The sequence below is a fragment of the Mesorhizobium sp. M0870 genome (assembly GCF_040319775.1).
Classification (GTDB): domain Bacteria; phylum Pseudomonadota; class Alphaproteobacteria; order Rhizobiales; family Rhizobiaceae; genus Mesorhizobium.
Window position 1 is genome coordinate 25,208 of sequence record NZ_JAMYOI010000021.1, and the last position, 20,691, is coordinate 45,898.

The window sequence follows — 20,691 nt, forward strand, 5'->3', positions numbered from 1 at the left end:
AAGCGGCGAGAACGAGAGGGGACGGATGCCGCTCTTGCCGCGCCGGCAACCCTTCGGCCTTCCGGCAACAGGTCACGACTTGCTCCCGATCGCCGGCGAGCCGGCGGAACGGACATTGCAGCGCGGCATCGACTTGCAGCGGCGCAAGCGTTTTCGCGAGGCCGAGTTCTGCTACCAGACGGTGCTTCGCACGCAGCCCAAAAATGCCATGGCGCTGAATTTGATGGGCACTCTGGCCATCGAGGCCGAGCATCATGACGCCGCCATTGCCTATATGGAAAGGGCGGTCAAGCTCGAGCCGGACAATGCCATCTTCCGCAACAACCTCGGCAACGCCTACAATGTCACCGGCGACATCGAGCGCGCCCGCAAACATCTAAAGAAGGCGATCGCGCTTGACGGCCGGCTCATCGAAGCCCTGTGCAATCTCGGCCGGTCTTACCGTAGTCAGCTCGAGGGCGACGTCGCCGAAGGTTTCTATCGCCGGGCGCTGGCGGTCGACAGCCAATCGCTGACGGCCCTTGTTGGCATGGGCGATCTGCTTACCGATATCGGCCGGCAGGCCGAGGCGGTCGAATGTTTTGGCCGCGCGCTTGCCATCGACCCGAGCCATGTCGAGGCGCTGGCCGGAATGGCGCTGGCGCGCAAGGCGGTCAAGGACGATCCCGCGCTGCCTCTAATACGGGCTCGCCTGGAATTGCCCATGACAACCGATCGCGAGCGGGTGGTGCTGCACCATGCCGCTGGCAAGATGCTCAACGATCAGCGCGAGTATCGCCTGGCAATCCGCCATTTCGCGCAGGCCAAGGCAATTTCCGGCAATGACTTCGACATTGACCGGCACACCCAGCTTTACGACAGCTTCATCGACACTTTCGATGCCGACTTCTTCGCGGCGCGGCCGAAATTAGGAAATCCGTCGAGACGCCCGGTCTTCATCGTCGGTATGCCACGGTCGGGAACGACGCTGACCGAGCAGATATGCGCCAGTCATCGTGATATCCATGGCGCCGGCGAACTGTCGACCATTCGCTCGTTGGCCGGTGAACTCGGGTTCGACAAACTCGATCCGGCTGTCTTCACCAAGGCCATTGCGGCGCTCACTCCGGCCAAGGCGAAAGAGCTTGGCTCGAAATATCTTGACGATCTCAACAAGCGCAACAGCAAGGCGCGGCTGGTCGTCGACAAGATGCCGCATAATTTCGAAATGCTGGCCTTCATCAGCCTCATCTTGCCAAATGCCCGCATCATCCATTGCCGGCGCGACCCGATGGATAATTGCGCGTCCTGTTTCATGCATAATTTCTCCGAGGCGCACGGCTACAATGCCGATTTGACCAAGCTTGGGCTGTATTACCGGCAATACGATCGCTTGATGCGCCGTTGGGCCGAGGTCATTCCCTTGCCCATTCACGACATGCCCTACGAAGAAACGGTGGCCGATTTCGAAAACCGCGCGCGTGGGCTGATTGGATTTCTCGGAGTTGAATGGGACGATGGCTGCCTGCGTTTCAACGAAACCGAGCGCACGGTGCGGACGCCGAGCCGCTGGCAGGTACGCCAGCCGATCTATTCGTCCTCGGTCGAACGTTGGAAACTCTATGGCGATGCCCTCGATCCATTGAAAGCCGCGCTGGGTCCAGTTCTTCAACGCTGAGTGCATCTGGCGTTCGGTTCGGGCGCGTCGGTCTCATCCCATCCTTCCGCGCGCCGCCACCGGGAGCGTTTCCAGCACCTTGTCGCCGTTGACCAGATTGACCTCGTTGAACAGGTTGGTGACGACGCAGCAATGGTCGGGCACGACACGCACGCGCTCGCCGATGCGCAGCCTGCCGTCGCCCGCAAGCGTGACGGTGCCGTGCTCCTCGCTCAGGCCCGTCACCCGCGCTCCCGACACGCCGAGCAACTCGCCGAAATCGGCGAGACCCAGCGTGTCGCTGGACAGCGCCTTGCTGCCGGCATCGAGGATAGCGCGCGTCGCTGTGGGATGGCTGACCACCGTCGACAGCACCGTCAGCGCGCAGTCGTCGAGGCTGCCGACGCCCTTGGCGACCTGATAGCGGTCGAGATAGATGTAGGTGCCTGGACGATACTCCGTGACAACAGATGTATCGCTGGAGCGCCACATATCCGGCGTGCCGCCGCTGGAGATGCGTTCGCAGGCGAGGCCCGACGCGGCCATTGCCTGCTTGGCCTCGGTGAGCCAGACTTCGGCCTCCGCTGCCCGCCCGGCGGCCGGGTAGGTCATCAGTCCGCCGAAGGCGAGGCCACCGGCTCTGTCGATCTGTCTTGCCAGCGCGACCGCTTCATCAGCCGACTGCACGCCGCAGCGGCCCATGCCGGTGTCGCATTCGACCAGCACCGGCAGACGATGACCGGCATCGGTGAAGGTGGTTGCCAGCCCTTCGAGCGTCTCCATGCTGTCCGCTGTCACCGACAGGGTGACGCGCCCATGCAGGCCCAGAAGCCGTTCCAGCTTGGCGCGCCCAAGGATGTTGTAGGGAAGAAAAATATCGGTCAGCCCGGCATCCGCCATCACCTCGGCCTCGCCAATCTTCTGGCAGGTGATGCCGACGGCGCCGGCCGCCACCTGCTTCTTCGCCCAGTAGGGCAATTTGTGCGTCTTGATATGCGGCCTGAGCTTCAGCCCGTTCTTGTCGGCATGCGCCTGGGCGCGGGCAATGTTGGCTTCCGCGCGCGTGGTGTCGATCAGGATGGATGGCGTATCGAGATCGTGAACGGTCGGCATCATCTTTCACCCCATGAGGAATCCGCGGGTTTTATGGCCCTGAAAATCCGTGATGTCACGCGGCCAGCGAAGCGGATCTGTGGTCCATGCGCCTAAGCGCAACGCCGGACAGGCGGCGAGATGGATCGACACCGCATCGACGTTCGGCTATGCGATTTGCCAGACAAATCGATACGAAGGGATCATGATCATGAAGCGCTCCGCCATCAACGACATCATTCGCGAAGCCGACGCTTTCATCCGCTCGTTCGGCTACATCATGCCGCCCTTCGCCTATTGGTCGCCGCAGGAGGCGAAGGCGCGTCAGGTCGACTCGTCGGCCGTATTCACCTCGCGGCTTGGCTGGGACATCACCGATTACGGGCAAGAGAAATTCAGGGAACTCGGCCTGTTCCTGTTCACCGTTCGCAACGGCCGCTACGAGGACATGAAGAAGGGCATGGGCATGCTTTATGCCGAGAAGATCATGATCTCGCGCAAGGACCAGCTGTCGCCGATGCACCGCCACAACATCAAGGCCGAGGACATCATCAACCGTGGCGGCGGCAAGCTGGTGCTGGAACTGTTCATGCATGACCGCGACGGCGGCATCGATCCCAAGGCCGAGGTCTCGGTGCCGGTCGACGGAACCATCCACAGGCTGCCTGCGGGTGGGCTCCTGAAGCTCGACCCGGGCCAGAGCGTCACGCTGCTGCCCGGCGTCTGGCATGCCTTCTGGGCCGAGGGCAAGGACGTGCTGATCGGCGAGGTCTCGACCGTCAATGACGATCTCACCGACAATGTGTTTCGCGAACCGATCGGCCGTTTTTCCAACATCGACGAAGACGTTGCCCCGATCCACCTGCTGGTGTCCGACTATGAGAAGTGGCTGGGGTAGGGGGCGCCGCCCCATGCCTTCGGTGACGCCAGCCCCACGATCGAAAGCGGGTTAGCCGGTAGCGCCTACCTACTGCGATCCTTGTTCGACCGATCCTGCCGCTTCGTCCTTGAAGACGACCTTTGTGCCTTTTTGCACTTCGGAGGCGAGGTCTTCGGCATCCCAGTTGGTCAGCCTGATGCAACCATGCGAGAAGGTCTTTCCGATCTTGCCTGGGTCCGGCGCCCCGTGAATGCCATAACTATCGATGGACAAATCGATCCAGACCGATCCCACCGGATTGTTTGGTCCGGCAGCGATCGTGAAGGGGCGCTTGGTCTTCACCCCCTTGAAGGCAAACTCTGGATCGTAGTGATAGGTTGGGTGGCGCACCACGCGTTTGACCTCTGCCTCGCCACTCGGCGCGGGCTTCTCCTGGCTCCCGATCGAGGCGGGGTACGTCGCAAGCACTTTGCCGGAAGGGTCGAGCACGCGAACCTGGCGAGCGCTCTTGTCGACCTCGACGTTCCCAATGTCTTGCGGCGGATCACCTCGGGCGACAGCTGGCACCAGCAGCTTTTGCCCCGCCTTTCTGAAGCCGATGCCGGGATTGAGCCGTTCAAGCAGCTGCTCGCTGATGTGGAAGCGCTCCGCCATCTTTTCCAAGGCATTGTGATAGGCGAGCCGGGGCAGGCGGGCCATCCTCTCCATGCGCGCCGGAATTCGCCTGGTGAACGGTCCACGCACATCCTTGCGCGTCAACTCGTAGGTCTCAAGCGCGGGGCGCGAGGATGTCGCGACCAGCTTGTCCCATGTCTCGCGGCTAAGCTTGCCGTCGGCAGGCAATCCGTTGGCCGCTTGAAACGCACTGACTGCCCGGGTGAAGTTCTCTGTTTGGCGGCCGTCGATCAGGCCTGGCGAGAAGCGTGCACGATCCAGGAGGATTTGCGCCTTCAGCACGGTCACACTGACGCCTTTCGCTTCGCTGCCGTCAAATTGGGCGTTGTTGACGGTGGCCGCGTCCAGTTTTGCCGCCGCCGTTGCATCGCATGCCATGACGAGCATGGCGGCCGCGGCAAGAACGAGCCTGATCATGGAGGTCACACTCCTGTATGAGCACCTGCTTCTATGACGTCGCACGGCCGATCTGGTTCCATTTCCCTGCATCTGAGTCCGGCTGCCGAGTGCCGATGCGCCGCAGCGAACCCGGACCAGGAGCACCCGGCGGTGGCGCGGGTGCATGTTGATAAGGGTCCGCCATCATCAAGATGGATGGCGACTCTCGTCAGCGCCTGTGTTGGCAATGGGCCAAGGTCCCATTGAGCGCCTGTTTTCATAGGCTCAGTGACCGAGGAGAGCCAGGATGACATTTCCTGCCCAGAAGGACAGAAGACCGGCTCAACCAGCCGAGGATGAGCGCCAGGCACGGCTGGAGAAAACAGCCAGGCTCAAGCAGCTTCGGTCCTATGCTTCCTGGCTTTCGTCCGACCCAAATGCCCAACTTCACGATGAGATCGACTGCTCCGTGCTGATCGAGGAAGGCGTGGAACGACGCGGCATGGAGCCTTGGCTGATCGGCAGGTGACGACCGGGCGGCGGGGATTTCCACCGCCAACGGCGCCGACAATCTGTTGGCTAGCCGATCGGCCGCAACAGTGGCGACAGGCTGACTTCGCGCCAGTGACAGCAGCCTTGCTGCGCGCTCGTCCTGCACAGGCAGGACGAGGTGATCGGCACATCCGCCTTGGCCAGCGCCGCGGCAAGGCTTGTCTGCAATGTCGGCAATTCATCAGTCTCGCCGCGCCGTTTCAGGCATTCCACCAGCCCGTGCAATGCCCAGACATTGTTCGGATGCTGGGCGCAGCGCTGCACCGTGCCGCTCAGACCCAGATCGTCGCGATAGACCTGCTCTGCTTCCTGGGCGTGGCCCTGGTCGAGAAGCAGCGCCGCCAGCGCATGGCGCGGCGGGTGCATCCAGGCCCACGGCTCGGTGTATGACAAATTGTCGTCAAGCTCGACCGCCTGCCGCAAATGGCCATACGCCTCCTCATGCCGGCCCTGGTGGTACGCCAGCTCGCCGTCGAGCAGGGCGGCACCGACAGCCAGTGAGGCTTGCGTCGGATTGCTGAGGAAGCGCCGCTCGGGCGCAATGCCTTTCAGATGCCGATGGAACGCTTCGCGCTCACGCTCGGCTTCAGCAAATTGCCCAAGCGTCGCATGCGCCACACCCTTGGCGTAGTGCTGCATGGCCGCCGTCAGCACATAGAGGCCTGGCTCCGCGGTCGCCGGTTCGTCGATGATCTCCCGCCAGCGGCCGAAGCGCACCTGCACATGCGATTTCATCGCATGGTAGCCTTCCACCGTCTGCGTGAGCTTGGGCCGGCCGGGGATGGCGACCACGTCGCGCGCGACCAGGCTGCGCACCCTGTCGGCGGCCCACAGTGCAGGCTGGTACTGGCCCGACAACATGCAGGTGAACATCATCAGATGCAGATCGTGGCAGCAGCCGAGCAGATAGTAGGTCGGCTCATCGGCATAGGCGAGATAGAGGTCGTTGGCGCGCACCGCCTTTTCGCTGGCACGTTTGGCTTTCTCATACTCGCCGCACAGCACATAGATGTGCCCCGGCATGTGGTTCATATGTCCGGCATCGGGGCACATCTCGCCGAGCAGATCCGCCGAGCGCATGCCGCGCTCCGGCATGGTGGACATTTCCAGCAGATGAATGTGCAGGTGGACGATCGCCGGATGTTGTGCCGCGCCGGCTTCATCGGCAAGCCGGATCGACCGCTCGCAGACATCGAGCGCCTCGACGACATCGGAATTCGGAGCCGGCGCGCCGGTCTTGAGGTTCCACAGCCGCCGCACCGTGCGCATCATCAGCGCTTCGACCAGCAGTGCCATCACATCATGGTCGTCGGGAAAGTCGCTGTACACAAGCCGCATCGCGGCGGCATAGGCGTCACCCCACCGTTCGAATTCCTCGGGGCTCACCCGGTGCGGCTTCTGGAAGCGGGCGGCCAACGCCTCGATCAGCCGCTTCTCGATTTCGTTGGCGGCAACCGCATTGGCCCGCGCAAGCTGGACATGCTCGAAGCAGCGCTTGGCCGCGCTGCCGGCCTCGGCCTCGCCATGCTCCTTCCAGGTCAGATTGTAGAAAGGTCCGGCGGCATAGGCGATGCCCCAATGAACCATCGGACAGTCAGGATCCGTCTCCAGCGCCTTCTGAAAACACTTGATGCCTTCCTCATGGTTGAAGCCGTAGCACCAGTTGAGGCCGATATCGAACCAACGCTGGGTTTCTGCCGAGCGAGTGGAGATGGGGCGGCGGTAGGTGCCGAGGTCGAAGCGGTCCATGTCTTCCATTCAAGTTTGGGCTGTTGTTCTAGATATTGCCACCACTGCTAGCTGGTCCTTAAGCGGCGCTTCATTTTTGCCAGCCGGCTAGCTCTGGCAGGTCGTCGAGCCAACTTTTTTCCGTCATCAAGACATCGCCGGGCTGCGGGTCAGTGGCGTTTTGAATGAGCCAGTCCATCCACTTCCGATAGGCAGCCGGGTCCAACTGAGGCGGCAACACCTTGGCCTTGGCCAGCATGCGTTTGCGGAAACTCACCTGCCTGCGGAGTTTGGTCGTCGTGAATTTGATGGCCTTGCCCTGGTATTCGACCGTCCAGCGCTCATCGCCATGGCTGGTCAGCCTGTCGATGGCGAAACCGACGTCCACCGGCCTATCCCGCCACGGAAGCTCGATGGCATTCTTCCTCAGATCGAGTGCCCATCGCCTGTAGTCGGTTCCGGCACGCTGGGGCGGCAGCACCCCAGCCTGTTCGAGTATCTTCCTGCGGAAGGTCGGCTGCTTCTTGAGCTGGCCTGTCGTCAGCTCGACGCGATGCCCACGGAATTCGACATGCCATCGGATCCTCCCATTGCCGAAATACTTCACCAGCCTGTCGATGACGAACTCGTCATCGGAGAGCGTCAAGCAGCCCTCCTTGATGCTTTCGAAAATGTACTGGCTGTCAGTGAGCATGACGCGGCATTGTGCTGGAACCTTCATGAAGCTTAGCGAGTAGCACGCGCCGGCCGCAACGATCTTTTTCGCTCCGGGAATCTCGACCGGCTCAATTGCGGGCAACTGCGGGTAGCGCCCGTAAAAGCCCGGTACTGTGCGTAACTGACATAGCGATGCAGATGAAAACGATGCCAAATTGGCGTGCTAAATCATCGGTTTGCTTGTGGGATTTTGGCTGGGGAACCTGGATTCGAACCAGGACTAACGGAGTCAGAGTCCGTGGGTCTACCGTTAACCTATTCCCCAGCAGGCGCGGTCATGAACCGTGCGGGCCGAGCGGGCAAGCCGCTGTGAGCGCTGCCTTGTAGCCGCCAGCGGAAAATAGTCAAGCCTGCTCTGTGGTTCAATGGCAGGTTTCGTCAGGTGATTTCAGACACCACTCTTCAGATGCCGGCGCGCGGCCCCCAGTCCAATCCCGCGCCTCAAGGCTCCGTCCGGCTGAACTGCGAGCGTTCGAAGAACAGCACCACCCCCAGGCCCAGAATCAGCGGGATGATCAGGTAGAACAGCCGGAACACCAGCAGCGCCGCCAGCACGCCGACCGGATCCATGTCCGACAGGCCGGCGAGAAACACCACCTCGAACACGCCGAGCCCGCCCGGCGCATGCGAGATCTGTGCGATCGAGAAGGAGACGAGGAAGACGCCGAGAATGACGAAATAACCGGGATTGTGGGCTGCTGGCAGGGCAAAGAAGATGATCGCGGCGGCGGCCAGCAGTTCGATCGGGCCGATCAGCAACTGCCGGGCGACGATCGGCAGCGCCGGATAGTGGAGCTGAAAGCTGGCGATCTTCAGCGGGCGCAGATGCAGCCAGCTGCCGAAGACATAGGCGGCGACGAGCAGCAGCATCGCGATACCGGCCGCTTCCGACAGGCCATGATGAGCGATGCCGGAAAACCGGTCGAGTACCTCTGGCTCGAACACCAGAACGAGGCCAGAGGCGAGAATCGTCGATAGCACGAAGGTGATCCAGCAGATCGCCACCAGCACGCCGACATCCTGACCGGTCAGGCCTCTGGTGCCGTAGGCGCGATAGCGGATGACGGCGCCGGAAAACACCGAACCGCCAATGTTGTGCGACAGCGCATAGGTCGTGAAGGAGCACAGCGTGACGAACAGCCACGACACGCGCTTGCCGATATGCAGGAGCGCGATGTGGTCGTAGCCGGCAAGCGAGGCATAGGCGATGACCGAACACAGCGCGGCAAGGACCCAACCCCGGGTCGGAATGGCCGTGATACCGTCCCAGACGTCGTCGAGTGAAACGCCGCGCAGTTCGTGCCAGAGCAGCAGCAGCGAGAAGATCACGGCGGCGATGCCGACAACCGGCCAGAAATAGCGTCTCCAGTTCATTGCCTGCCAATTCATTGCCGGAATGCCATGCGTTGCGGGTCCGCTTCCTTTTCCGTGGCTGGTGGGAGGCCGGCTGTGCCGGATTCTTCCGCTCATTTCAGAAATGCCTCATCGAAGCCGGCTATTCAACCGCGAACCCTTGTCGCAGCGGTGGCCGGCAAGATTTGTCCGGCGTGAGCGGCCGAAAGAGACGCCGGCAGGCGTAGCGCCGGCATCTGCGGCGTGCGGGTTCATTACGCGGCCGCACCGGAACGGCGGTTTGCGGCCTGCCGGCAAAATTCGGCACGCGGCTCTTGGTGATCGGGCGCGGCGCTGTTAGTCTGGCGGCAACTTAAAACACTGAAGCGCCTGCTGCGTCCATCATAGGTTCGCGCGGCGCCGGAAGGAACGACAGTGGAAGACCACGACACCGGCGCCGGCGCGCCGGAGGTGGGCGTGTCCAGCGCTTCCCAGCGGTCGGCTGGCCCGGGGAATGCAAGCTGGCAGCAACGCCGCCCGACGGAGCTCCGCTCCACGGACGGGCAGGCGGGCGACGCACCCCACAAAGGCAAGCCCAAGAAGCGGCGCAAGCGAAGGCGCGGGCGCAAGGTTTTTGCGCGCGACGAGGCACGTCCCACGGAGAATCGATCGCCGGCGCCGGGCAAAGCCGGTGTCCCGGCGGCGGAGTCCCACAGACCGTCGGAATCGGTGGCCTCGCCCGCCGCTGTAGTGCCACGGCCGGAACAGAGCGCCCGTCGGCCGCCGGTCCAGGAGCTTCCGGTGTTTGCGGCGCTTGACCTCGGCACCAACAATTGCCGGCTGTTGGTCGCCGTGCCGACGCGGCATGGCCAGTTCCGCGTCATCGACGCCTTTTCGCGCATCGTCCGGCTGGGCGAGGGGCTAACCGCCAATGGCCGGCTCGGCCAGCCGGCGATGGACCGCGCGGTCGAGGCGCTGAAAATCTGCGGCGACAAATTGCGCAACCGCAAAATCAGGAAAGCCCGGCTGATCGCCACCGAGGCCTGCCGCACGGCCGAAAACGGCGTCGAGTTCATCGACCGTGTCGAACGCGAGGCCGGCCTGAAGCTTGAGATCATCGACCGCCAGACCGAGGCGCGGCTGGCGGTGTCCGGCTGCGGCTCGCTGGTCGAGCGCGACACCCAAGGCGTCGTCCTGTTCGATATTGGCGGTGGTTCGTCGGAAATCGCGCTCATCGACCTCGCTGGCCGCCGTTCGCCAAGGCTGGCCAATCATATCGTGTCGTGGACGTCGCTGCCGGTCGGCGTCGTCTCGCTGGCCGAGCGCTTTGGCGGCCGCACGGTGACGCGCGAGATCTTCGCCGCTATGGTCGACGACGTTGCCGGCCGGCTGGCCAGCTTCGACGGTCGCGACCGGCTGAGCCATCTCAAGGCCAGCCCGAATTTCCATCTGCTGGGCACGTCCGGAACCGTGACGACGCTGGCCGGCGTTCACCTTGAGCTCGAGCGCTACGATCGCCGCCGTGTCGATGGGCTGTGGATGGACCGCGACAGCGTCGATCGCATGGTCGAAAGACTGGTTGGCTGGGATTTCCAGCAGCGCTGCGCCAACCCTTGCATCGGTGCCGATCGCGCCGATCTGGTGCTGGCCGGCTGTGCTATCCTCGAGGCGATCCGCGCCGTGTGGCCGTCCGAGCGGCTGCGAGTCGCCGATCGTGGCCTGCGCGAAGGTATTTTGAGCGAACTGATGGCCGATGATGGCGTCTGGCGCAACGATGGCCGTGGCAGAGCGTGAGCAGTCGACCCCCACTCCGTCAAGCTTCGCTCGACACCTCTCCCCCGATCGACGGGGGAGAGGAAAGGCGCGAGGACGCCGGCCTCGGCACCCTTCCTCTCCCTCCGGAGGGGGGAGAGGTGGCTCGGCGAAGCCGAGACGGAGTGGGGGAAGCCGTTCACGAAACGCGCAGACGTCGAAAAACGGCCACAACTCGGCGAGCTAGAAAACTCAGACAAGAAATCAAGCAATGACCAAGAAACCGGAAAAACCAGGGTCCGCCAGCATTCGTGTGCTGAAGACGCGGATCAAGAAGAAGAGCGGGCTGAAGGAATCGTCGCGCCGCTGGCTGCAGCGCCACATCAACGATCCCTATGTCCAGCGCTCCAAGGCTGACGGCTATCGCTCGCGCGCGGCCTACAAGCTGATCGAGATCGACGACAAGCATCATCTCCTGAAACCCGGCATGAAGGTCATCGACCTCGGCGCCGCCCCCGGCGGCTGGTGCCAGGTCGCGGCAGCGCGGACGAAATCGACGGCCGACAAGCCGCATGTCATCGGCATCGATTATCTCGAAATGGACGCCGTGCCCGGCGCGCCGGTGCTGTTGATGGATTTCCTCGATCCGCTGGCGCCGCAAAAGCTGGCCGAGGCGTTGGGCGGGGATCCCGATATCGTGCTGTCCGACATGGCGGCACCGACCACCGGCCACAAGCGGACCGACCATATCCGCACCATGCATCTGTGCGAGGTGGCAGCCGATTTCGCGCTGTCGGTGCTGAAGCCGGGCGGGCATTTCCTTGCCAAGACCTTCCAGGGCGGCGCCGAAAACGAACTGCTCTCCATGCTCAAGAAGAACTTCCGCTCCGTGCATCACGTCAAGCCGCCGGCGTCGCGGGATGAATCGGTCGAGCTCTATTTGCTGGCCAAGGATTTTAAAGGGCGAGAGGCCGGTCCGCCGCCAGGCGGATCGGAACGTCCAGTGGACGTTCCGAAGGACTCGAGCGCCCGGAGCCATAGCGAGGGGCCGGAGGACGACGAAACGTAAAGCCAGCCGCATCAATTGCCGGGCGGGCTCACCGTTTCCAGCGTCTTGGGTGTTGTCAGCCGGCCGTGACCGGAGATGGCGTTGCCGGCATCGGGCGCCAGCCGGACGAAGGATAGCGATGCCGCCGCCGAGACCGCTGCAACGATGAAGAAGGCAATGTGGAAGTCGTCCAGCGACAGCGGGCCGCCATGGATTGACGTCGATACTTCCAGGATTCCGCCGGCCAGCGCCACGCCGAGCGCGACCGACAACTGCTGGAAGACCGCGGTAATCGGCGTCGCCTTGCTGGTGTCTTCAGCCGAAACCTCGGCATAGGCGAGCGCATTGACGCCAGTGAAGAACATCGAGCGGATGAAGCCGCCGACGAGCAGCATGGCCAGCATCAAGAGATAGGGTGTGTCGGGTGTGAACAGGCCGTTGATGGCGATCGAGGCCGCGGCGACCAGTGAACCGACAACCAGAACGCGGCGGAAGCCAGCGACGCGGAAGATCAGCGCGGTGACGAATTTCATGCCGATGGCGCCGATTGCAGAGACGAAGGTGATCATGCCGGACTGGAACGGCGTCAGCCCAAAGCCGATCTGGAACATCAGCGGCAGCAGGAACGGCACAGCACCAATGCCGATGCGGAACAGCCCGCCACCAAGCACCGAGGAGCGGAACACCTGGTTGTGGAACAATTCGAGCGCCAGCAGCGGGTTTTTGGCGTGGCGCGCATGCAGCAGATAGAGCGCGCCCGATACGAGGCCGACCGCCACGGTGAGGACACCGACGATTGGCGGCAGATAGGGCAAGCTGACCACCGACAGGCCGAACACCACGCCGGATGCCGCCAGCCCGCTCAGCACGAAGCCGATGAAATCAAGTGGTGGGGTCTGCGCGGGTTCGGTCTCCGGCAGGAAACGCGTCGCCAGCCAGATGCCGATCAGCCCGATCGGCACATTGATCAGGAAAATCCAATGCCAGGTGAAGTAGGTGGTGATGAAGCCGCCGACCGGCGGGCCCACCAACGGTCCGACCAGCGCCGGAACGGTCAGCCAGGACATCGCCGCGACGAGTTCGCTTTTCGGTGTCGCGCGCACCAGCACCAGCCGCCCGACCGGCGTCATCATGGCGCCGCCGATGCCTTGCAGGAAGCGCGACACCACGAAAGCCGGCAGCGAACCGGAGAGGGCGCAAGCGATCGACCCGACGATGAAGACCGCGATCGCGGCGCGAAAGATATTCTTGGCGCCGAAACGGTCTGCCGTCCAGCCGCTGATCGGAATGAAGATCGCCAGCGATACCAGATAGGCGGTCAGCGCCAGCTTGAGCGCGATCGGGCTGGTGTGGATGTCGACGGCGATCGCCGGCAGCGATGTCGCGATGACGGTCGAATCCATGTTTTCCATGAAAAGGGCGACCGCCAGTATAAGCGGAATGGTGCGGTTCAAGGAACGCGTCCAGACTTGAATGTTGCGTTGCCGGTTGCATGTCGGCCTTGAGGCGGGCGGTTACCATGCCTTCGCCGGCATGTCGCATTAATTTGCTGTCACTTTTGTGCGACCGGCAACCACAGGTCGCATCCTTCGCCGAAAAGTCACCTTTCCGGGAGCGTGAAATCATCGGCTTTTCATCGGCGCTCGGACGTGGTACCAGCCAGCGCCAATCCTGAAAGGGAAGAAACGAGTCGGCGCTGTCCATTCCGGTCCAGCGCTTTTTTGTATTCCCCCACCGCGTTTATATCGAGGGACTGGCCATGGCAAAAATCATCGAAACGTCTACCGGCGCATTGGCGCTGACCTTTGACGACGTGCTGCTGCAGCCCGGCCATTCCGAGGTCATGCCCGGCGAGACCGATGTCCGCACCCGCATCGCCGGTGACATCGACCTCAACGTGCCGATCCTCTCTGCGGCGATGGACACCGTCACCGAGGCGCGGCTCGCCATCGCCATGGCCCAAGCCGGCGGCATTGGCGTCATCCACCGTAATTTCTCGCCGGCCGAACAGGCCGAGCAGGTGCGGCAGGTCAAGAAATTCGAATCCGGCATGGTGGTCAATCCCGTCACCATCGGCCCCGACGCGACGCTCGCCGACGCGCTTGGCCTGATGCGCAGCTATTCGATCTCGGGCATTCCGGTGGTGGAGAACGGCGGCAGCGGCGGCCACAAGATCGGACGGCTGGTCGGTATCCTGACCAATCGCGACGTGCGCTTTGCGTCCGATCCGGCGCAGAAGGTCCATGAGCTGATGACCCGTGACAACCTGATCACAGTCAAGGAGAACGTCGACCAGGACGAGGCCAAGCGGCTTCTGCATCAGCACCGCATCGAAAAGCTGGTGGTCGTCGACAGGCAGGGCAATTGCGTCGGATTGATCACCGTCAAGGACATCGAGAAGTCGCAGCTCAACCCGCACGCCAGCAAGGACTCGCAGGGCCGCTTGCGCGCCGCCGCCGCCACCAGCGTTGGCGATGACGGTTTCGAACGCGCCGAGCGCCTCATCGATGCCGGCGTCGACCTTCTGGTGATCGATACCGCGCATGGCCACTCGCAACGCGTGCTCGACGCTGTCACGCGGGCGAAAAAACTATCCAACTCGGTCCGCATCCTGGCCGGCAACGTCGCCACCGCCGCGGGCACGCAGGCGCTGATCGACGCCGGTGCCGACGCCGTCAAGGTCGGCATCGGTCCGGGCTCCATCTGCACCACCCGCATCGTTGCCGGCGTCGGCGTGCCGCAGCTTTCCGCCATCATGTCGGCTGTCGAGACGGCGCACAAATCCGGCGTCTCGGTGATCGCCGATGGCGGCATCAAATATTCCGGCGATCTTGCCAAGGCGCTGGCCGCCGGCGCCAGTGCCGCCATGATCGGCTCGCTGCTGGCTGGAACCGACGAAAGCCCGGGCGAGGTCTATCTGCACCAGGGCCGCTCCTTCAAGGCCTATCGCGGCATGGGCTCGGTCGGCGCCATGGCCCGTGGCTCGGCCGATCGCTACTTCCAGGCCGAGGTGCGCGACACGCTGAAACTGGTCCCGGAAGGCATCGAAGGGCAGGTTCCCTACAAAGGACCTGTGTCCGGCGTGCTGCACCAGCTTGCGGGCGGCTTGAAAGCCGCTATGGGTTATGTTGGTGGCCGTGATCTTGCCGATTTCCGCGAGCGCGCCACTTTTGTGCGCATATCCAATGCCGGACTTCGTGAAAGCCACGCCCATGACGTCACGATTACCCGCGAAAGCCCGAACTATCCCGGCGGAGCCTGACCAGTACGGGCTCGGGCGGAACCTGACGGCAACGATCCTGCGGCTATCGCGCCACGCAGGCGCGCTCTGTTTCCTGTCAGGGGTGGTTTTCATCGCCATGACGGCGCTGGAATTCTTCTATTTCCGCCAGTTGAGCGGCGGCTTGCCGTCACTCGACATGCGCATTTTAGGGTTTACGCCGGACGAAGGCATGGCCTGGCTGACGGCGCTCGGCCGGCGCGGCGGCGAGATCATTCTCGTCTGGCATTATCTGACCTTCGATCTGTTGTTCCCGGCGCTGTTGTCGGTCACGCTGGTCAGCCTCATCCTGGCCACCGGCCGGCGATTGAAGGCTTTCCGCGTGCTGCCGGCGCAGCTGCAGTCGATTTTCGCGTTGGTCCTGGTGCTTCCCTACACGCTTGCACATTACGTTCAGAACTTTGCGGTGGCGCGGCTTCTGTCCGATTTCCTGTCGGCCAACCCGGACTCGCTGTCTTTCGCCTCGGCGCTCACCGTCACCAAATTCGCGCTTTTCGCCATACCGGTGATCGTCATTGCGGCCTTCTGGCTTGCAGGCCAGAAACGCCAGGCCTGATGCCGCACGCGAAGCCCAACCGGGCAGGGGGCACTTGATGAACCAGACCACGATCTTCTGGCCCGTTCTCGCGCATGTGCTGCTGATCTACATCGTATACTGCGTCCTGGGTCGCCGCAGATACGGCGCAGTCAGGTCAGGCGAGGCGAAACCCGGTCAGTTCAAGGTGCGTTCGACCGAGCCGGCCTCCAGCGTCACCGTTGCCGCCAATCTCACCAACCAGTTCGAACTGCCGGTGCTGTTCTATGTGCTGTGCCTGACGCTGCACCTGACCAACGGCGTCAACTATCTGACCCTGGCGCTGATGTGGATTTTCGTCGCGTCGCGCTATTTCCATGCCTGGGTTCACCTGACCAGCAACAATCTGCTGCTGCGCAGCCGGTCATTCTTCGTCAGTGCGGTGATTCTTCTGCTGGGATGGATCTGGTTCGCGCTGCACCTGCTCGGCGCGGTCTGAGCAGAGCAGCTCTCCCTTCCCCATTTGCGGGAGAAGGAAAGAACGCTCGTCTACAGATCGAACACCGCTATCTTGCGTTTGTCGAACTTGATGCCGATCTCGCCGCGCACCAGCTTGAGCGCGGCCTCGCCGAACACCGCGCGGCGCCAGCCCTGCAGGGCCGGTACGTCGGCTTCCTCGCCCTCGGCGGCGATACGGTCGATGTCGTCGCTGGAGGCCAGCACCTTCGAGGCGACGCCTTCCTTTTCGGCGACGATCCGCAGCAGCACCTTCAACAGTTCCGCCGCGGCGCTCGAGCCCTCGGGCGGCTGGAAACTCTTTGGCAATTTCGGCATCTGCTCCTTGGGCAAGGCAAGTGCGGTGTTGACCGCGCCGAGCAGCGCCGTTGCCGCCGACGAGCGCTCCCAGCCCTTCGGTGTCGTGCGCAGCTTGCCGAGGGCTGCCGTGTCGCGCGGCGCCTGCTGCGCCACCTCGTAGATCGCGTCGTCCTTGAGCACGCGGCCGCGCGGGACGTCGCGTTCGCGCGCCTCGCGCTCACGCCACGCCGCAACGCCCTGCACGATCGCCAATTCCTGCGGTTTGCGCAGCCGCATCTTCAGCCGCTTCCAGGCGTCCTCGGGATGCGGGTCATAGGTCTCGCGCGAGGTCAGCACCTCCATTTCCTCATTGAGCCAATGGGCGCGGTTTTCCCGCTCCAATTCGGCGCTGAGGTGCTGATAGACCTCGATCAGGTGGGTGACGTCGGCCAGCGCGTAGTCGAGCTGCTTGTCGGAAAGCGGCCGGTGGCGCCAGTCGGTGAAGCGCGACGACTTGTCGAGCCGCGCGCCGGTAATGCGCTGCACGAGTTGATCGTAGGAAACGCTGTCGCCGAAGCCGCAGACCATTGCCGCCACTTGCGTGTCGAACACCGGATGCGGAACCAGATCGCCGAGGTGGACGATGATTTCGATGTCCTGCCGCGCGGCGTGGAAGACTTTGACCACCGCTTCATTGGCCATCAGCTTGAAGAACGGCTTCAGGTCGATGTCTGACGACAGCGGATCGATCAGCGCCGTCACGCCGGGTGCAGCCATTTGGATCAGACAAAGGATCGGCCAAAAGGTCGTTTCCCGAATGAATTCGGTGTCGACGGTGACGAAATCCGACTTTTCGAAAGCGGCGAGAACGGTCTCGAGTTCTTTCTGGGTGGTGATGACGTTCATCAAATCGCTTTTGGCAGGAGTAAGGTCTTCCTAGATTTCAGCCGGCGGGGCTTTCGTCAAGCTTTGGCGCCATCGTCACGACCCAGCCGGCCCGTCGGAATCGCCGTTTCTCTTGGCCAATCGTGCGAAAACCGTCGAGGTGCGCAACAGCGCGGTGAAGCGGCTGCGCCTGCCTGCCGGCACGCTTGACCGGGCCTGCATCCGGTAGAGGATGACGGCGATGAAGATCGCATAGACCACCGCGCTGAATACAAACAGGGCGCCCGGTCCGAAATATTGCATCGCCGTCGAGGCGGCGAACGGCCCGCCAATCGCGCCGAAGGAATAGAACAGCATCAGCGCCGCGTTGATCAGCACGAACTCGCCCGTGTCGGCGCGGTCGTTGGAATGCGCCGCCGACAGCGAATAGAGCGGCATGGCGAAACAGCCGAAGATGAAGATGAAGATGAAGTTGAGCGCCGGATTGCTGCCGGCGATGAACACCAGCGCCAGCGCCGAGAACATCGCGCAGCACGTCGTCATCAGCAGCACCCGGCGCCGGTCCCAGCGGTCGGAGAGGTAACCCAGCGGATACTGGATGATGGCGCCGCCGAAAATGCCGACGCTGACGAAGGTGACGACATCGGCGACCGACATGCCGATCTGCTCGGCATAGACCGGCGACAGGGTGCGAAAGGCGCTGTTGGTGACGCCGACGGCGATGCAGCCGAAGCAGCCCAGCGGCGAAATCCGCCAGACGCGCGCCAGGTCGAGCTTGACCTCTTCGGGTGGCGCCGGGTTGGAGCGGTCGCCGAGCGACACCGGCACCAGCGACAAGGTGATCATCATCGACATGATGGCGAAGATGGCGAAACCGCCAGCGCCGAAGACCGGGATCAGGAACTGCGCTGATGTCACCGAACCGATGTCGACCATCCGGTAGATCGCCAGCACGCGTGCCCGGTCGTGATTGCCGACGCCGGAATTCAGCCAGCTTTCGACGATGGTGAACAGCCCGGCGAAACAGAAGCCGCCGGCAAGGCGCACCGCGCACCACATCACCGGATCGATGACCAGCACCAGAAGCAAGGTGCCGACCGAGGCGATTGCCGCCAGCGCCGAAAACGCCCTGATATGGCCGACCGCCTTCATGATGCGGGTGATGGCCAGGCAGCCGAGCAGGAAGCCGGCGAAGTAGAAGGTGCCCATCAGGCCGATGTCGGAAGCCGAAAACCCTTCCTGCGCGCCGCGCAGCGCGATCAGCGTGCTCTGCAGCCCATTGCCGCCGAGCAAAATGCCGGCGGCGAGAAGGAGCGGGATCATCGGGCGGATGGAGGACATGAAGAGGCGATCACGTGTCGGTGATCCCTTCTTGAACCATCACCCTGGCCAACGCCAGCAGCAATTCCCTGCGCAACAGGGATGATCGCTGTATTCGCCTGGATTCGTTTCCGCGTTTTGCTTGGTCAGCGCTCAAGGCTGCCTTCGACGTGACTGCCGATCGTCGGGCCACAGGCTGAGCCGCTCGGCTGCTCCCGTTGCGATGCCTATTCCTGCGAGGACTGCCACCAGCCCGACAATCAGGTTTGCGCTTACCTGTTCGCCCAGGAAGACGACACCGAAGATCGATGCCGTCACCGGATTAACCGCAACGGAGACGGCAACCAGTGTCGGCGACGCGCGCCCGAGCGCGAATGCCCAGAGGAAGAAAATGAAGGCGCCGCAAATTATGGCCAGATATGCGCTCGCGATCCACTGAGGTGCGCTGAGAGTGGCAAGTCGCGCGCAGCCTCCGTTCGAAACCACCAGGACCGATAGGCAGACCGCGCCCACGCCCATCCCAAACGCCACGAACGGGATTGGCGCGGTGCGGGATAGAAATGGTCTCGACCAGACGTTGTAGAGCGCCATGCAGAAAGCGGCTGCGACCATGAGGAGATCTCCGCGCCAGGCATCTGGGGGAGCAGTCGTCAGGCTCGTGCCGAGCGCTACGGCCACCCCTGCCATTGCGATCAGGACACCGACGATCTTGCGGATGGTCGGCGGCTCGATCCTCAGAACTGCCGCGGCAAGCATTGTGAGCAGAGGCAGTGTCGAAAGCGCAAGCGCAACTCGCGCGGCCGTCGTGTAGACAAGGGCTCCATTGAAGAGCACCGGAAACAGCCCGAAGAACAGAAGACCCAATGCACCAGTGCCGAGCCAGTCGCTCTTCGGCGGCCACCTGTCTCGTCGCCAGAGAGCTACGGCGGCCAAAACCAGAAAGCCGCCGCCGAACCGGACCGCACCGATAGCGAGAGGATCGAGCGTGCCCGCGAGATATCGCGTTGCGCCCACGGCGGTGCCCCCAAAAGCGCTGGAGAGAATCGCGGCGAGCACTCCTGTGATTTCCATGGTTCCTGACCTAGCCAACTCTGAACCACGGATATCGGGCAGGCGGGCCATAAGGAATCGAATAAGCTCAATGAGTTTGATAACATTCCACTATGAGCATCCCGAATCTCGATCCGGACCTTCTGCGGGCCTTCGTCGTCGTTGCCGAGCGCCTCTCGTTCACGCGAGCCGCCGAGCAGCTCAACAGAACGCAGGCGGCCGTCAGCTTGCAGGTGAAACGTCTTGAGGAGCGCATCGAGACCATCTTGTTCCGACGCTCGACAGCCCGCGTTGAACTCACCGCCGCCGGAGAGGGCTTTCTGATCGATGCCCGCCGCATTCTTGCTCTCAATGAGCAGGCGATTGCGCGTGTTTCCGGTCAGCAGGTGGCCGGACAGGTTCGTATCGGGGTCATGGAAGATTATGGCACCAAGATCCTGCCGCGCCTCCTTGCCGGCATCGCCGAGCGATTTCCGTTGGTGCAGGTCGAAATGGAGATTGGTCTCACCGCCCGGCTCCTGAAACGACTTGGGTCGTCGTTCGACGCCGTCATCGCCATGCACCCGGAAGGCACGACCGAGGGGGATTTGATATGCCGCGAAAGGGCGATTTGGGCGGCGGCGGCGACGCGGGCTGTCGAGGAGCTCGATCCGCTGCCCGTAGCTCTGTCGAGCCCCGATTGCCTGTTTCGCTCCTGGGCCATTGAGGCGCTCAACAAGGCAGGCCGGCCATGGCGATTGGCCTATGTCAGCCCGAGCCTCTCAGCCACGGAGGCAATTGTCGAACAGGGCCTGGCGGTCACCGTGGTCAAAGGCAGCATGCTTGCGCCTGGCCTGCGAGATGTCCATCCCGGCCGGCATGTGCCCCCGCTGCCGGGGGCGGAAATTCGCCTTCATCATGCCGCAACGTCGTCCGCCAGCGCTGCATTGGTCGTCGAGCACCTTGCCCAGCGTCTTCGGCTATCGGCACTGGGCTCATAGGTCGCCTGGGAAAGCGGAACCAAGATACCAACACGGGCCGCTTGCCTTGACAAATCCGGCCTCCCATGCGCTTTTCG

18 protein-coding genes and 1 tRNA gene are annotated in these 20,691 nt (G+C 63.0%); 9 read left to right on the top strand and 10 right to left on the bottom strand.

What is annotated here, in order from left to right:
- The first annotated feature begins 25 nt into the window (after positions 1-25).
- On the top strand, positions 26-1,657 hold the full coding sequence (locus tag NKH97_RS22965) for a tetratricopeptide repeat-containing sulfotransferase family protein (protein ID WP_352798850.1): 1,632 nt from the start codon (positions 26-28) through the stop codon (positions 1,655-1,657).
- Positions 1,658-1,690: 33 nt separating this feature from the next.
- Here the strand turns inward: NKH97_RS22965 and NKH97_RS22970 are convergent, their stop codons facing one another.
- Positions 1,691-2,749, bottom strand: coding sequence for a D-TA family PLP-dependent enzyme (locus tag NKH97_RS22970; RefSeq protein WP_352798875.1), 1,059 nt, complete (start codon positions 2,747-2,749; stop codon positions 1,691-1,693).
- Positions 2,750-2,939: 190 nt separating this feature from the next.
- Here NKH97_RS22970 and NKH97_RS22975 point away from each other — a divergent pair, with 190 nt between their 5' ends.
- Positions 2,940-3,626 carry a D-lyxose/D-mannose family sugar isomerase gene (locus NKH97_RS22975; protein ID WP_013532294.1) on the top strand — a complete coding sequence of 229 codons (687 nt, stop codon included), beginning with the start codon at positions 2,940-2,942 and terminating at the stop codon, positions 3,624-3,626.
- Between the two features lie 69 nt (positions 3,627-3,695).
- Here the strand turns inward: NKH97_RS22975 and NKH97_RS22980 are convergent, their stop codons facing one another.
- A complete protein-coding gene (locus NKH97_RS22980) occupies positions 3,696-4,700 on the bottom strand; it encodes a L,D-transpeptidase family protein (RefSeq protein ID WP_502897090.1) in 1,005 nt (334 codons plus the stop codon).
- 268 nt (positions 4,701-4,968) lie between these two features.
- Here NKH97_RS22980 and NKH97_RS22985 point away from each other — a divergent pair, with 268 nt between their 5' ends.
- Entirely contained in the window at positions 4,969-5,190 is a 222-nt protein-coding gene (locus NKH97_RS22985; RefSeq protein ID WP_352798852.1) for a hypothetical protein, read from the top strand.
- 50 nt (positions 5,191-5,240) lie between these two features.
- On the opposite strand, the gene NKH97_RS22990 is transcribed toward NKH97_RS22985, so the two are convergent.
- The 4 genes from NKH97_RS22990 to NKH97_RS23005 form a co-directional block, all read right to left on the bottom strand.
- Positions 5,241-6,962 (bottom strand): hypothetical protein, encoded by a 1,722-nt coding sequence (locus NKH97_RS22990; RefSeq protein WP_352798853.1) that lies wholly within the window; start codon positions 6,960-6,962, stop codon positions 5,241-5,243.
- A gap of 70 nt (positions 6,963-7,032) precedes the next feature.
- Positions 7,033-7,635, bottom strand: a complete 603-nt coding sequence (locus NKH97_RS22995) for a hypothetical protein (protein ID WP_023810185.1) — start codon at positions 7,633-7,635, stop codon at positions 7,033-7,035.
- A 214-nt stretch (positions 7,636-7,849) separates the two neighbouring features.
- A tRNA-Gln gene (locus NKH97_RS23000) sits at positions 7,850-7,923 on the bottom strand.
- 176 nt (positions 7,924-8,099) lie between these two features.
- On the bottom strand, positions 8,100-9,032 hold the full coding sequence (locus NKH97_RS23005; protein ID WP_023810186.1) for a lysylphosphatidylglycerol synthase domain-containing protein: 933 nt from the start codon (positions 9,030-9,032) through the stop codon (positions 8,100-8,102).
- A gap of 393 nt (positions 9,033-9,425) precedes the next feature.
- On the opposite strand from NKH97_RS23005, the gene NKH97_RS23010 reads away from it, so the two are divergent.
- Both NKH97_RS23010 and NKH97_RS23015 read left to right on the top strand, forming a co-directional pair.
- Positions 9,426-10,784: a Ppx/GppA phosphatase family protein gene (locus NKH97_RS23010; RefSeq protein ID WP_128305101.1), complete on the top strand. Its 1,359-nt coding sequence runs from the start codon at positions 9,426-9,428 to the stop codon at positions 10,782-10,784.
- A gap of 229 nt (positions 10,785-11,013) precedes the next feature.
- On the top strand, positions 11,014-11,811 hold the full coding sequence (locus tag NKH97_RS23015; RefSeq protein WP_352442521.1) for an RlmE family RNA methyltransferase: 798 nt from the start codon (positions 11,014-11,016) through the stop codon (positions 11,809-11,811).
- Between the two features lie 11 nt (positions 11,812-11,822).
- On the opposite strand, the gene NKH97_RS23020 is transcribed toward NKH97_RS23015, so the two are convergent.
- On the bottom strand, positions 11,823-13,244 hold the full coding sequence (locus tag NKH97_RS23020) for an MFS transporter (protein ID WP_352798854.1): 1,422 nt from the start codon (positions 13,242-13,244) through the stop codon (positions 11,823-11,825).
- A gap of 305 nt (positions 13,245-13,549) precedes the next feature.
- On the opposite strand from NKH97_RS23020, the gene guaB reads away from it, so the two are divergent.
- The 3 genes from guaB to NKH97_RS23035 are packed head-to-tail and all read left to right on the top strand — an operon-like array spanning position 13,550 to position 16,083.
- Entirely contained in the window at positions 13,550-15,052 is a 1,503-nt protein-coding gene (guaB, locus tag NKH97_RS23025; protein WP_023810190.1) for an IMP dehydrogenase, read from the top strand.
- Positions 15,003-15,626, top strand: a complete 624-nt coding sequence (locus NKH97_RS23030) for a hypothetical protein (RefSeq protein WP_352442524.1) — start codon at positions 15,003-15,005, stop codon at positions 15,624-15,626. The genes guaB and NKH97_RS23030 overlap by 50 nt, the downstream gene beginning before the upstream one ends.
- A gap of 37 nt (positions 15,627-15,663) precedes the next feature.
- The gene (locus NKH97_RS23035) at positions 15,664-16,083 is read left to right on the top strand and encodes an MAPEG family protein (protein WP_127288888.1); all 420 of its coding nucleotides are present in this window, start codon (positions 15,664-15,666) and stop codon (positions 16,081-16,083) included.
- A 50-nt stretch (positions 16,084-16,133) separates the two neighbouring features.
- Here NKH97_RS23035 and rnd read toward each other — a convergent pair whose 3' ends face one another.
- From rnd to NKH97_RS23050, 3 genes are all read right to left on the bottom strand, one after another.
- Entirely contained in the window at positions 16,134-17,285 is a 1,152-nt protein-coding gene (rnd, locus tag NKH97_RS23040; protein WP_352798855.1) for a ribonuclease D, read from the bottom strand.
- 75 nt (positions 17,286-17,360) lie between these two features.
- A complete protein-coding gene (locus NKH97_RS23045; RefSeq protein WP_352798856.1) occupies positions 17,361-18,605 on the bottom strand; it encodes an MFS transporter in 1,245 nt (414 codons plus the stop codon).
- Between the two features lie 132 nt (positions 18,606-18,737).
- Complete coding sequence (locus NKH97_RS23050) at positions 18,738-19,706, bottom strand: DMT family transporter (RefSeq protein WP_352798857.1); 969 nt, start codon at positions 19,704-19,706, stop codon at positions 18,738-18,740.
- A 41-nt stretch (positions 19,707-19,747) separates the two neighbouring features.
- Here NKH97_RS23050 and NKH97_RS23055 point away from each other — a divergent pair, with 41 nt between their 5' ends.
- Positions 19,748-20,614: a LysR substrate-binding domain-containing protein gene (locus NKH97_RS23055; RefSeq protein WP_352611684.1), complete on the top strand. Its 867-nt coding sequence runs from the start codon at positions 19,748-19,750 to the stop codon at positions 20,612-20,614.
- Positions 20,615-20,691: the final 77 nt, after the last annotated feature.